The sequence below is a fragment of the Alphaproteobacteria bacterium PA2 genome (genome assembly GCA_002256425.1).
Taxonomy (GTDB): Bacteria; Pseudomonadota; Alphaproteobacteria; order Caulobacterales; family Caulobacteraceae; genus Phenylobacterium.
The window spans coordinates 1,794,724-1,807,216 of the sequence record NKIZ01000001.1; the positions used below are offsets into that span (position 1 = coordinate 1,794,724).

Consider the following 12,493-nt stretch of genomic DNA (forward strand, 5'->3'; position numbering starts at 1 on the left):
GGGCTGGGCCATTGGCGCAATTTGATCCCGCTGCGGCGACCCAGGCCTATCTTGCCGTCCTGACGGAGGCGCAACACGCCAAAGCGGTCGCCTACACCCAGGGCGGGCACTGGATGCTGCTCTGGGGCGCGCTCGCAGCCATCCTTGCAGCCGTTCTTGTCCTGCGGTCAGGTATTCTGGTCAGGGTCCGCACCTGGGTGGAAGCGGGCAGATCGAGACCGCTTCGCGCCGTTCTGGCCGTGGTGATTGTCGACAGTCTGCTGGAGTCTGTGCTTGTCCTGCCCTGGTCCGGCTATTCAGACTGGTGGCGTGAAAAGTCCTATGGCCTCTCGAGTCAGGGGTTTGGCGCCTGGCTCGGTGAGTGGGCCCTGACGAATGTCCTTTCCCTCGTCCTGCTGCCGCTCCTTGTTCTTGGGCTCTATGTCCTCATCCGGCGCACGCAGAAGACCTGGTGGCTCTGGGGCGCCTTCCTGTCCGCCGGCTTCCTGATCCTCCTGATGATTGTCAGGCCGATTGTCGTTGAGCCCCTTTTCAACGACTACACCCCGGCGCCGCCCGGCCCGGTGAGGGACGCCGTGGTCGAGATGGCAAAGGCCAATGGCGTGCCGTCGGACAAGATCTTCATCTATGACGGCTCCAAGCAGTCAAACCGCTACACGGCTAACGTATCAGGGCTTTTCGGGACCGCCCGGGTGGCGATGAGCGATGTAATGTTCAAGAAGGACGCCGATCTTGCCGAAGTGAAAGGCGTCGTCGGTCATGAGATGGGACACTATGTCCACCATCACGTCCTTTGGTTCATGGCCGTTTATGGGTTACTGGCCCTGGCTGGATTTTTCGCCGTCGACCGCTTGTTCCCTCTGGTCCTCAAGTGGACAGGCGCCAAGGGTGTTCAAGGCATAGCCGACCCTGCAGGCTTCCCCGTATTCGGCATCATCCTGACCTGCCTGGCCCTGGTGTCGACCCCCGTCCGGGTTTCCATGATCAGGATCGCCGAGACCGACGCTGACAGGTTTTCCCTGGCCCAGGTAAATGAACCCGATGGCCTTGCACGCGCTCTGGCCAAGACCATCGAGTACAGGGCGGCCTCGCCCGGCAAGCTTGAGGAAGTCCTGTTCTATGATCACCCGGCGGTCAGCCGCCGGATCCGGATGGCCATGGACTGGAAGGCGACCCATCCAGCCAACCCGCCGGCCAGGCCCTAGCGCTTGCGGACGAAGACCGTTCCGGCCGAGTAACCCGCGCCGAACGAACAGATCAGACCCAGGTCTCCGGGCGCAAAGTCTTCGTTGGCGGAATGGAAGGCTATGACCGATCCGGCGGATGACGTGTTGGCGTATTCGTCAAGGATGATCACATTCTCCTCGCGGCTGGGGTCGCGGCCCAGCACCTTGCGGCCGATCATCTCGTTCATGTTGATATTGGCCTGATGCAGCCAGAGACGCTTGAGTGACGTTGGATCCAGCCCGAGGTCAGAAGCGTGTTCAAGGATCATTTCCGAGACCATGGGCACCACTTCGCGGAACACCTTGCGGCCCTCCTGGACGAAGAGCTTGTCCCGGGCGCCGATCCCCTCAGGGGCGGTCCGGTTGAGGAATCCGAAATTGTTGCGGATATTGTTGGAGAACTGGGTCTTCAGCCGCGTTCCCAGGATTTCCCATCCGCCCGTCGCCAGGTCGGCGCGCTCGACAATGATGGCTGTGGCCACATCGCCGAAGATGAAGTGGCTGTCGCGGTCGCAGAAATTCAGGTGACCAGATGTGATTTCCGGGTTCACCACCAGCACAGCCCGGGCGGACCCTGAGGCGATATAGTCGACGGCGGTCTTGATCCCGAAGGTGGCGGAGGAGCAGGCGACATTCATGTCGAAGCCAAAGCCGTCAATACCCAGCTCCTGCTGGATCTCGATCGCCATGGCCGGATAGGCGCGTTGCATGTTGGAGGCGGCGCAAATGACGGCGTCGATCTGGCTGGCGTCCTTGCCCCATCGCGCGATTGCGTCCCGCGCTGCGGCCACGCCGATCTCGGCCATGATCGAGGGCTCGTCATTGCTGCGCTCAGCAATGATTGGGCGCATGACCTTCGGATCGACAATTCCGCTGCGGTCGATGACATGTCGCGACTTGATGCCGGATGCCTTTTCGATGAAGGCCTCCGATGATGGCGTCAGGGCCTCTGTTTCTCCGGCGGCGATCGCCTCGGCATGCTCGGCATTATACGCCTCGACATAGGCATTGAAGGCCACGACCAGCTCGGCATTGGAGACGGTCTGCTCCGGCGTATAGAGCCCGGTAGCGGCGATGACGGCTGAATGCATGGGAAGGCTCCACGAAGTGCAATCCATCAGGATTGGAGAGGCACCGAAATAGCAGCTTTTCCCGGAAGGTCAGCAGGTTCTTCACCCCGAAAGGGCGGGCGGAGCCGGGAAATTCTGCCTAGGATGTCGCCAGTTCGCCGCTGAATCGAGACGGACCAAGGGGGATTTCATGTCGGATCTGGCGCCGGTCGGCATTATCGAGGGCTATTATGGGGAGCCATGGTCCTGGGCGGCGCGGGCCGAGCAGGTCTACTTCCTTCAGCCCCATGGCCTCGAATTCTACATGTACGCCCCCAAGGCGGACGCCTTCCTGCGCAAGCGCTGGCGAGAGCCCCATCCGGACGGCCAGGCCCATTCCATCAGCGAGTTCGCCACCCATTGCCGGCAGAGCGGGGTGCGCTTCGGGGTTGGACTCAGCCCGTTTGAACTCTATCGGGACTTCAATGCTGAAGCCCAGGCGGACCTGGCGGCCAAGCTCAAACACCTAGAGAGTCTGGGCGTGGAGGAACTGGGCATCCTTTTCGATGACATGCGCGGTGATCTGCCCGGCCTGGCCGACACCCAGATCCGCATCGCCCACTGGATTGCCGAGCGCTCGTCAGCCAGCCGGATCATTCTCTGCCCCACCTATTACTCCGATGACCCCATGCTGGACCTTGGCTTCGGCCGCCGCCCCCCGGGCTATCTGGAAGCCATGGGGAAAGGGCTGGACCCGTCCATCCAGATGTTCTGGACTGGCGAGGAGGTCTGCGCCCGGGAATACAGCCCCGCCCACCTCCAGCGGGTTGGAGACCAGATGCGCCGCAAGCCGGTGCTATGGGACAATTATCCCGTCAATGACGGCCCGCGCATGTCGCCCTTTCTGTTCATCAGGTCCGTGACCGGGCGTCCGGCGTCGATCCGGCCCCATCTGGCGGCTCACGCGGTAAACCCGGCCCTCCAGCCTGTCCTGTCTCGCATCCCCATCCTGAGCCTGTTCGAGAGCTATGGCGTGGGTGAGGATTATCAGTATCTGGGGGCCTTCAACCGGGCGACCGAGGCAGTTCTGGGAGAAAGGCTGGCTTCGGATGTCCAGCGGCACCTCATGTTCCTGAATGACGTCGGTCTGGAAGGTCTGGGCGAACGGGTGGCCTGGCTCCGCCAGAGATATGCGGCGCATGATCATCCCGCCGCCGTGGAAGTGGTGGACTGGCTTGATGGCCGCTGGCGTATGACCCGCGAGATGATGGATCACGCCTAGCCGGCGTAGGCGTCGATCCGCGCAAGGTGGTTCCGGACCTCCGCCGGCGAAAGGAAGGAGCCGGTAAAGCTGTTCTTCGCCAGAACGATCAGGTCATCGCGGGTGAGATTCAGGGCGCCGGCTGTCTGGCGCCAGTTTTCGCCCAGGTATCCGCCGAAATAGGCCGGGTCGTCTGAGTTGATGGTCGGCTTCAGGCCAAGATCCAGCATGCGCTTGAGGGGATGGACCTTGAGGTCGTCCACCACACAGAGTTTCAGGTTGGACAGGGGGCAGACGGTGAGGGTCATGCCCTCGGCGTTCAGACGGCTCACCAGCTTCTGGTCCTCAAGGGCGCGGTTGCCGTGGTCGATGCGGTCGACCTTGAGCAGGTCCAGGGCCTCCCAGACATATTCCGGCGGACCTTCCTCGCCCGCATGGGCCACCAGCTTCAGGCCCCGTTCCCGCGCAGCTGTGAAGACCTTGACGAAGCCGGAGGGGGGGAAGCCCTTTTCCGAGGAGTCGAGGCCGACGCCTGCAATGCGGTCCAGCCAGGGCTCAGCCATCTTCAGGGTCGCCAGGGCAGCGTCTTCGGGCAAGTGGCGCAGGAAGCAGAGGATCAGCTTTGAGGTGACCCCAAGGTTCTGCTCCGCCCAGGCCATGCCGGCCAGCAGGCCCTCGGCGACAACCGCGAAGGGCACACCCCGGTCTGTATGGGTCTGGGGATCGAAGAAGATTTCGGCATGGACGCCGCCATCGGCCGCGAGCCTGGTGAAATAGGCGACTGCCAGATCACGGAAGTCTTCCTCGGCCAGCAGGACCTGGGCGCCCTGGTAGTAGATGTCCAGGAAGTCCTGCAGGTTTGAGAAGGCATAGGCTGCACGGACAGCTTCGACGCTGGCGAAGGGCAGGGCGATGCTGTTGCGCCTGGCCAGGTCGAACATCAGTTCGGGCTCGAGGCTGCCTTCAATGTGCAGGTGGAGTTCAGCCTTGGGCAGGCCGTTGATGAAGGTGTTCATGGGGCGACCTCAAAAGGAATGGCGGGCGAAGAAAAGCCCCGGAGTCGCCTCCGGGGCCAATCATTGGGAAGGCCGAAAGCCTAGTCCGCCAACTCGGGGGTAGACTTCTTCGATTTGCGTGCCGGCCGCTCGACAATCGGGGCGCCGGGCTCACGGCCCTCTTCCTCGATCTCGAAGGCCAGCTTGCTGTCCTTCAGCACCACCTTGACGTGGCCGCCCTTGACCAGACGTCCGAAGAGGATCTCGTCGGCCAGGGGCTTCTTGATATGCTCCTGAATGACCCGGGCGAGGGGCCGGGCGCCGTAGAGTTCGTCGAACCCGTTCTTGGCCAGCCAGTCGGCGGCTTCGTCGGTGGTTTCGATGGTCACGTGGCGATCGGCCAGCTGGGCCTCCAGCTGCATGACGAACTTCACGACAACCTGACGGATGATTTCCGGAGTCAGGGCGCGGAACTGGACGATGGCGTCCAGACGGTTGCGGAATTCCGGTGTGAAGAGGCGCTTCAGGGCCTCATCAACCTCGTCCTCCTGCTTGCCGCGACCAAAGCCGATGGCGTTGCGCTGGGCGTCAGAGGCGCCCGCATTGGTCGTCATGATCAGGACGACATTGCGGAAATCGACCTTCTTGCCGTTGGCGTCGGTGAGCGAGCCGTGGTCCATCACCTGCAGCAGGATGTTGAACACGTCCGGGTGGGCCTTTTCGATTTCGTCGAGCAGGACCACGCAGTGGGGATGCTGATCGACCGCGTCGGTCAGCAGGCCGCCCTGGTCAAAGCCCACATAGCCCGGAGGCGCGCCGATGAGGCGGCTGACGGTGTGACGTTCCATGTACTCGCTCATGTCGAACCGCATGAGTTCGATGCCCATGGTCGAGGCCAGCTGGCGAGCAGTTTCGGTCTTGCCCGTGCCGGTTGGACCCGAGAACAGATAGCAGCCGATGGGCTTGGTAGGATCCCGAAGGCCGGCCCGGGCCATCTTCATGGCGGCGGACAGCTGCTCGATGGCGTTGTCCTGGCCATAGACGGCGCGCTTCAGGTCCTCATCCAGCTGCTTGAGGGCTTCGGTGTCAGACTTGGAGACCGATTTCGGCGGAATCCGCGCGATCTTGGCCACCACGGCTTCGACTTCCTTGAGGCCGATGGTCTTCTTGCGGCGGCTTTCCGGCAGCAGCATCTGGCTGGCGCCGGCTTCGTCGATGATGTCGATCGCCTTGTCGGGCAGCTTGCGGTCGGTGATGTAGCGGGCCGAAAGCTCCACCGCCGCCTTGATGGCGTCGTTGGTGTACTTCAGCTTGTGGAAGTCCTCGTAATAGGTCTTCAGGCCCTTGAGGATCTTGATGGTGTCCTCGATCGTCGGCTCATTGACGTCGATCTTCTGGAAACGGCGCACCAGGGCGCGATCCTTCTCGAAGTGCTGGCGGAACTCCTTGTAGGTGGTCGAGCCCATGCAGCGCAGGGTTCCTGAGGCGAGGGCGGGCTTGAGCAGGTTGGAGGCGTCCATGGCCCCACCAGAGGTCGCGCCTGCTCCGATCACCGTGTGGATCTCGTCGATGAACAGGATGGCGTCCGGGTGGTTTTCCAGCTCCTTCATCACCTGCTTGATCCGCTCTTCGAAATCGCCGCGATAGCGGGTGCCTGCCAGCAGCGAGCCCATGTCGAGGGAGAAGATGGTTGAGCCCGCCAGGACTTCAGGGACCTGCTTGTTGATGATCTTGCGGGCCAGACCCTCAGCGATGGCGGTCTTGCCGACACCGGGATCGCCAACCAGCAGGGGATTGTTCTTGGTGCGGCGGCAAAGAATCTGGATGCAGCGCTCCACCTCCGGCATGCGGCCGATCAGGGGATCAACCTTGCCCTGCTTGGCCTTCTCATTGAGATTGACGCAGTAGGCATCCAAGGCCTCTCCACCGGTCTTGGTGTTCGGCTTATCCTCGTCTTCGGTGCCCTTCACGGGCTTGGATTCGCTGGCGCCGGCCTTCTTGGCAATGCCATGGGCGATGTAGTTGACCGCGTCGTAGCGGGTCATGTCCTGCTCCTGCAGGAAATAGGCCGCATGGCTTTCCCGTTCGGAGAAAATGGCGACCAGAACATTGGCGCCAGTCACTTCTTCCCTGCCAGAGGACTGTACGTGAATGACCGCGCGCTGGATCACGCGCTGGAAGCTGGGCGTTGGTTTGGCGTCTTCCCCGTCATCCACCACCAGGGACCGCAATTCATTGTCCACGTAATTGGTGAGTGTGGTTTTAAGCGCGCCAAGGTCGACGTCGCAGGCTGTCATCACGCCGACCGAGTCTTCGTCATCGATCAGAGAGAGCAGCAAATGCTCCAGGGTGGCGTATTCGTGCTTGCGCTGCGTGGCGAAAGCGACGGCGCGATGGAGCGAGTCTTCGAGTTGGCGCGAGAATGACGGCAAGGTCGCCTAGTCCTTTTCCATGGTGCATTGAAGCGGATGTTGGTGCCGTCTGGCAGTCTCGATAACCTGAGCTACCTTGGTTTCCGCTACTTCGTAGGTATAGACGCCACACACCCCAACACCGTGCTGGTGTACGTGCAGCATGATCTCCGTCGCCTCTTCGCGAGACTTGTGGAAATACTGTTCCAGAACGTACACGACGAATTCCATCGGCGTGTAATCGTCGTTCAAAATCAACACTCTGTAGAGCGAAGGCTTTTGGGTCTTCGTCTTTGTCTTAGTGATCACCGTCGTACGGTCGCCCGTCGCCTGATCACCTTGCTTACGCTCGGCCATCGAACAGGTCTCCAAACGGCCGCATCGCCGCTCCTGTCCCGTGATTAGATATGGAATCTGGCGCGGTTTGAAAGGGTTGAATTCAAATCAGGCCGACAGATCGTGTGGATGGCCCAAGATTTGCGCCTTCGACAGGAGGCCGGATGGGATGTCTGGCGGAACCATTCAATCCGAAGGCGGTGTTTTCCGGCCAAGGGCGCGGCCGGAAGTCAGGGCGGCGGATCCGAATCGAGCCCGCAGGGCGTCGGCCGTCTTTTCACTGGCCAGGCTTCGCCTTTCCTCATCTCCGAAGAAATCGGATTCCACCGCCTGGGCTTCGATCAGTTCGGAAATGCCCACGCCGATCAGCCGGAAGGCGCGGCCGGGCCGACCAGCCTTGAGTTCGGCCGCCATCAGTTCACGCGCTACCGAGAGTATGGTTCTGCCGGTCTGGGTGGGGACCGGCAGGGCGCGGCGCCGGGTCAGGATCCTGAAGTCGTCGCCGCGGAGCTTCAGGGTGACCACCCGTCCGGCAAAGTTTGAGCTTCGGGCGATACGCCCGACCTTTTCGGCCAGGGGAACCAGCTGATCGTCGAGGTCCTCAAAGGTCTTGAGGTCCGAATTGAAGGTGGTCTCGGCGCTGATCGATTTTCGGATCTGATCCGGATCGACGGCGCGATTGTCCAGGCCCTGGGCGAGTTTGTGGAGGCGAAGGCCATTCTGGCCAAAGTGTTTGGCCAGAATCTTCAGGTCGGCCCGGGCAATGTCTCCCACGGTCGAAAAGCCTCCGGATTCCAGGCTCTTCACCATGGCCGGACCGACGCCGGGCAGAATTCCGACGGGTCTTGTAGCCAGAAAGGTCTTGGCCTCGGCGTGACCAATGACGGAGAAGCCCCGGGGTTTGTCGAGGTCTGACGCAATCTTCGCCAGGAACTTGTTGGCGGCCAGACCGATGGAGACCGTTATCCCGACCTCTGCTTCGATCTGCGCCTGCAGTCTTGCCAGGGTGATGGCTGGTGAAGCCCCATGCAGGCGCGCCGTCCCCGACAGATCCATCCAGGCCTCGTCCAGGGACAGGGGCTGAACCAGAGGCGTCAGGTCCCGCATCATCGCCATGATGCGTTTGCTCTCAGTGCGATACTTCTGGAAATCCGGTTTGATGACAACGGCTTGCGGGCAGGCCTTGAGGGCCTTGAACATGGGCATGGCCGACCGGACGCCCGAAATGCGGGCGATATAGCAGCAGGTGGTTACAACCCCGCGGACTCCGCCACCGACAATGACCGGGCGATCCCGAAGTTCCGGCCGGTCGCGCTTTTCAACCGAGGCGTAAAACGCATCACAGTCCATGTGGGCGATTGAGAGGTCGAAGATCTCGGCGTGAGTCACGATCCTGGGAGAACCACATGCAGGACACCTGCGGTCCATTTCACCGGTCTTGAGGCAATCGCGGCAAAGGCCTTTCACCACTTGGGCTCGCCTGATGTCATCATGTCAGAAGGGACTCGCCAGATTGGGGGCGATCCTGTTTTGTTCCCGATCAGGAGCGTCTTCAACTAGGAAATCGCGGCCTCAATCGCCAGTTGCAGTTCGCTCCAGTCATCGATTCGCCGGTGCAGGTCGGGCTTGGCGGGCGCCATGGTTCTGAGTCTCGGGTCTGCAACAATCTGGAAGCGGCTGATCTGCGGCGCATGCTCGGCCACGGAGTCCAGGTTGGACAACATGTCATCCACGAAGGCGACCGGGCCGGAAACCTGCCTGGCCATTGCCGCCGCCAGGGGCCCTTTGGGACCGCTGTTGAGGATCAGGGGATAGTCCATGCGATGGCGGCCCAGCCAGCGGGCCCGGGCCAGGCGACCATGGCCTGGCGCATTTGTGAGGATCACAATGTTTGCAAGTCTGGAAAGCTCGTGGAGGGCTTCACGACCGCCCTCGGCCAGGGCCATATCCCCGGCGGCGTGCCGGAAAAAGTCGTCGAAATGGGTTTTGCCCAAGCTGACGTCCAGATGCTCGGCTTCACCCGGCTGGTAGATGTTCTGGAAGAGGGCGAAGCGCTCGAGGCGGAATTCCAGTCCCTGAAGGGCCAGGTAGTCGGCAAAGCCCTGCATGAAGAGGCCGAGAACCTCGTCCACATCGACAATCACCAGGGGCCGCGTGCGGTCCAGGCCCATGCCGACCAGGTCGGGACTCTTTACGATTGTGGCGGGTGTCTCTGACACGGTGTCTCCGGCGCGACTAACGTGAGTTTAAGGATATCCGTGTGATCAATCGGGAAATGGTGGGGCCCGGACAAGAATCGCCCGGGTTCGAGTACTTATTCGGGACGTAAATGGTCAAAAAAATCCTCATCGTCGAGGATAACGAGCTCAACATGAAGTTGTTTCATGATCTGCTTGATGCTCAAGGCTATCAGACCCTGCAGACCCGTGAGGGACTGCAGGCGCTTTCGATTGCGCGTGAGCACCGGCCGGATCTGATCCTGATGGACATCCAGCTTCCCGAAATCTCTGGTCTCGAAGTCACCAAATGGCTGAAGGAAGATGATGAGCTTGCCTCCATTCCTGTGGTCGCCGTCACAGCCTTCGCCATGAAGGGTGATGAGGAGCGCATCCGCGAAGGCGGCTGCGAAGCCTATATCTCCAAGCCTATTTCCGTTTCGCATTTCCTCGAAACCATTCGCAGACTGCTGGAATAGCCGCCATGACCGCGCGAATCCTCGTCGTCGATGACATCGAAGCCAACGTCAGGCTGCTCGAAGCCAAGCTGACGGCGGAATACTACGAGGTCCTTGTGGCCTATGACGGACCAACCGCCCTGGCCAAGGCCCAGGCGGAAAAGCCCGATATCATCCTGCTCGATGTCATGATGCCCGGCATGGACGGTTTTCAGGTGTGCCGCCGGCTGAAGGATGATCCCGAGACCCGGCATATCCCCATAGTTCTGGTCACCGCCCTCGACGGCCGCTCCGACCGTATTCTTGGCCTTGAGGCCGGGGCGGACGAATTCCTGACCAAGCCCATCGACGATGTCATGCTTTTCGCCCGGGTCCGCAGTCTGACCCGGTTGAAGATGGTCATTGATGAGCTGCGCGAGCGGGAGGCCTCCGGCCGCCGTATGGGCGTAATTGCCGGCGCGTCAGCACGACTTGGCGGCACCGGCGGCCGAATCCTCATTGTGGATGACCATGAGCGTCAGTCAGAGCGTATCGCTTCGGAACTGTCGATCGAGCATCGTCCCATTGTCGAAAGCGATCCCGAGAAGGCCCTGCTTTCGGCCAAGGGGCCTGTGGACCTGATTATCGTCAACGCCACGGCGCGGACCTTTGACGGTCTGAGGTTCACCGCCCAGATCCGGTCGGATGAAGCCACGCGGCATCTGCCCATTCTGGCGGTCGTCGACTTCGATGAGCGCAACCGGCTGGTCAAGGCCCTGGACCTCGGGGTCAGCGACATCCTGCCCAAGCCGATAGATCCCCAGGAACTGGCCGCCCGGGCCCGGACCCAGATCAAGCGCAAGCGCTATACCGACTATCTGCGGGACAATCTGGACCATTCCCTGGAATTGGCCGTTACGGACCAGCTGACCGGCCTGCACAATCGTCGCTACATGACCGGGCAGCTTGACGCCCTGGTGAAGCGCGCTGTTCTGGGTGGGGATCCCGTCTCGACCCTGCTGATCGACATCGATTTCTTCAAGCGCATCAATGACAGCTATGGCCACGATGTGGGCGACGAGGTCCTCCGGGAATTCGCAGTCCGTCTGGCCTCGAATGTCCGGGCCATCGACATTCCCTGCCGGTTTGGCGGTGAGGAATTCGTCGTGGTCATGCCCGACACCAAGCTGGAAGACGCCGAGCGGATCGCCGAACGAATCCGTCGCCATGTGGCTGGCTCACCCTTCCGGGTCATGGGTGGTTCAGAACTGCTGAGCGTGACCATTTCCATTGGCGTCGCCGCGACGCTTGGTGAAAAGGACAAGCCTGAATTGCTGCTCAAGCGGGCGGATGAGGGCGTCTACGAAGCCAAGGCCCAGGGGCGCAACAAGGTCATCGCCAGGGCCGCCTGAACACCTCGGCCGCCCATTCAGCCATAGAAAAAGCGCCCGACCTTGCGGTCCGGGCGCTTCTTTTTGATCGGTAGGGGCTTTCGCGACCTACTTGATCTTGCCTTCCTTGAATTCCACGTGCTTGCGGACGACCGGGTCGTACTTCCGCATGACCAGCTTCTCGGTCTTGGTGCGCGCATTCTTCTTGGTCACGTAGAAAAAGCCGGTGTCTGCCGACGAATTCAGGCGAATCTTGATTGAGGCGGGCTTCGCCATGATCGATCCTTGGGCGGGGCCGGACGCGGGAGCGCGACGGCGGGTGTTCTAAAGAGCGGCGGAAAATACGAATCCCGGCGCCAAAGTCAATGGCGCGCTACAGAACTCTTGGTTTTGTCGGTCCCATCCGGAAGCGCATGTAGGGAATAGGCCGATCCGGTTCCTCCAGACGGGCCTCGGCTTCCTTGATCACCGAGCGGGTGACCATGGGAAGATTGAGCTCCAACGCCTCTTCAAATTCGAACCAGGCGATCTCTTCCAGCTCACCGCAATCGGGCTGACGTTCGAGGCTGATCAGCCGTTCGGCGTCAGCCATCAGGAACCAGGTGTCGAACCGCTTGGCCAGAACCGGCGGTGTCACTGCACGATAGATTATGGACAGGGCTTCCAGGTCGGGCATGGCGCCCTGAGCCAGGAATTCCCGCCAGGGGCCTGCAGCAGGTCGGGGATCCGCCTGTTTGGCCAGGAGAAGACCAGCCTCCTCAAACGTCTCCCGAATGGCGGCCAGGGCCAGGGCGCGCCCGCGATTGCCTGGCAGGTGGGCGTGGAACTTTCCCGCCACCTCCGGCTTCAGCTCGGTGGCGAAGGGCGCCCGGAAGTCAGCCCGGTCAATCCTGCCGCCGGGAAAGACCCAGAGATTGGGCATGAAGTCATGGCCGCCATTGCGCTTGCCCATCAGGACGCGGGGCTTCGGGCCATCCCGTCTGATGATGAACAGGGTCGCGGCGTCTCTCGGCTTGACGGCGGGGGCGCCTTCAGGGCGCATGCGGGATCCGTCAGAACGACGGACGGGGGGCGTTTCTTCGGTCATGTCCGAAGTCTAGGACCGGTTTTCGTTCTAGGGAACGGTGCCCTTACGTCAATTCTGTACTCTGTTTGCCCGCGTCGCTGATTT

12 protein-coding genes are annotated in these 12,493 nt (G+C 61.5%); 4 read left to right on the forward strand and 8 right to left on the reverse strand.

Going from position 1 to position 12,493, the window contains the following annotated elements; translation table 11 throughout:
- The first annotated feature begins 11 nt into the window (after positions 1-11).
- Positions 12-1,205 (forward strand): peptidase M48, encoded by a 1,194-nt coding sequence (locus CFE28_08580; GenBank protein ID OYU70042.1) that lies wholly within the window; start codon positions 12-14, stop codon positions 1,203-1,205.
- Here CFE28_08580 and CFE28_08585 read toward each other — a convergent pair.
- Entirely contained in the window at positions 1,202-2,317 is a 1,116-nt protein-coding gene (locus tag CFE28_08585; protein ID OYU70043.1) for a beta-ketoacyl-ACP synthase III, read from the reverse strand. The two genes, CFE28_08580 and CFE28_08585, sit on opposite strands and share 4 nt — an antisense overlap.
- A 169-nt stretch (positions 2,318-2,486) precedes the next feature.
- On the opposite strand from CFE28_08585, the gene CFE28_08590 reads away from it, so the two are divergent.
- Positions 2,487-3,557, forward strand: coding sequence for a hyaluronidase (locus CFE28_08590; protein OYU70044.1), 1,071 nt, complete (start codon positions 2,487-2,489; stop codon positions 3,555-3,557).
- On the opposite strand, the gene CFE28_08595 is transcribed toward CFE28_08590, so the two are convergent.
- From CFE28_08595 to CFE28_08615, 5 genes are all read right to left on the reverse strand, one after another.
- Entirely contained in the window at positions 3,554-4,552 is a 999-nt protein-coding gene (locus CFE28_08595) for an adenosine deaminase (GenBank protein ID OYU70045.1), read from the reverse strand. The genes CFE28_08590 and CFE28_08595 overlap by 4 nt on opposite strands.
- Positions 4,553-4,632: 80 nt before the next feature.
- Positions 4,633-6,963 carry an ATP-dependent Clp protease ATP-binding subunit ClpA gene (clpA, locus tag CFE28_08600; protein OYU70046.1) on the reverse strand — a complete coding sequence of 777 codons (2,331 nt, stop codon included), beginning with the start codon at positions 6,961-6,963 and terminating at the stop codon, positions 4,633-4,635.
- A gap of 6 nt (positions 6,964-6,969) precedes the next feature.
- Positions 6,970-7,299: an ATP-dependent Clp protease adapter ClpS gene (locus tag CFE28_08605; protein ID OYU70047.1), complete on the reverse strand. Its 330-nt coding sequence runs from the start codon at positions 7,297-7,299 to the stop codon at positions 6,970-6,972.
- Between the two features lie 165 nt (positions 7,300-7,464).
- The gene (locus tag CFE28_08610) at positions 7,465-8,745 is read right to left on the reverse strand and encodes a DNA polymerase IV (GenBank protein ID OYU71631.1); all 1,281 of its coding nucleotides are present in this window, start codon (positions 8,743-8,745) and stop codon (positions 7,465-7,467) included.
- An 89-nt stretch (positions 8,746-8,834) separates the two neighbouring features.
- Positions 8,835-9,449, reverse strand: coding sequence for a hypothetical protein (locus CFE28_08615; GenBank protein OYU70048.1), 615 nt, complete (start codon positions 9,447-9,449; stop codon positions 8,835-8,837).
- A gap of 158 nt (positions 9,450-9,607) precedes the next feature.
- Here CFE28_08615 and CFE28_08620 point away from each other — a divergent pair, with 158 nt between their 5' ends.
- Positions 9,608-9,973 carry a two-component system response regulator gene (locus CFE28_08620; protein OYU70049.1) on the forward strand — a complete coding sequence of 122 codons (366 nt, stop codon included), beginning with the start codon at positions 9,608-9,610 and terminating at the stop codon, positions 9,971-9,973.
- 5 nt (positions 9,974-9,978) lie between these two features.
- Entirely contained in the window at positions 9,979-11,343 is a 1,365-nt protein-coding gene (locus tag CFE28_08625) for a PleD family two-component system response regulator (GenBank protein ID OYU70050.1), read from the forward strand.
- 87 nt (positions 11,344-11,430) lie between these two features.
- On the opposite strand, the gene rpmG is transcribed toward CFE28_08625, so the two are convergent.
- Both rpmG and CFE28_08635 read right to left on the reverse strand, forming a co-directional pair.
- Positions 11,431-11,598 (reverse strand): 50S ribosomal protein L33, encoded by a 168-nt coding sequence (gene rpmG / locus CFE28_08630; protein ID OYU70051.1) that lies wholly within the window; start codon positions 11,596-11,598, stop codon positions 11,431-11,433.
- Between the two features lie 97 nt (positions 11,599-11,695).
- Positions 11,696-12,409, reverse strand: a complete 714-nt coding sequence (locus CFE28_08635; protein OYU70052.1) for an NUDIX hydrolase — start codon at positions 12,407-12,409, stop codon at positions 11,696-11,698.
- Positions 12,410-12,493 lie beyond the last annotated feature (84 nt).

Excerpts from the sequence above, each read along its gene's own strand:
- CFE28_08585 (OYU70043.1), bottom strand. The coding sequence starts at position 2,317 with ATGCATTCAGCCGTCATCGCCGCTACCGGGCTCTATACGCCGGAGCAG.
- CFE28_08590 (OYU70044.1), top strand. The coding sequence starts at position 2,487 with ATGTCGGATCTGGCGCCGGTCGGCATTATCGAGGGCTATTATGGGGAG.
- CFE28_08595 (OYU70045.1), bottom strand. The coding sequence starts at position 4,552 with ATGAACACCTTCATCAACGGCCTGCCCAAGGCTGAACTCCACCTGCAC.
- CFE28_08605 (OYU70047.1), bottom strand. The coding sequence starts at position 7,299 with ATGGCCGAGCGTAAGCAAGGTGATCAGGCGACGGGCGACCGTACGACG.
- CFE28_08615 (OYU70048.1), bottom strand. The coding sequence starts at position 9,449 with ATGGGCCTGGACCGCACGCGGCCCCTGGTGATTGTCGATGTGGACGAG.
- CFE28_08620 (OYU70049.1), top strand. The coding sequence starts at position 9,608 with ATGGTCAAAAAAATCCTCATCGTCGAGGATAACGAGCTCAACATGAAG.
- CFE28_08625 (OYU70050.1), top strand. The coding sequence starts at position 9,979 with ATGACCGCGCGAATCCTCGTCGTCGATGACATCGAAGCCAACGTCAGG.
- rpmG (OYU70051.1), bottom strand. The coding sequence starts at position 11,598 with ATGGCGAAGCCCGCCTCAATCAAGATTCGCCTGAATTCGTCGGCAGAC.
- CFE28_08635 (OYU70052.1), bottom strand. The coding sequence starts at position 12,409 with ATGACCGAAGAAACGCCCCCCGTCCGTCGTTCTGACGGATCCCGCATG.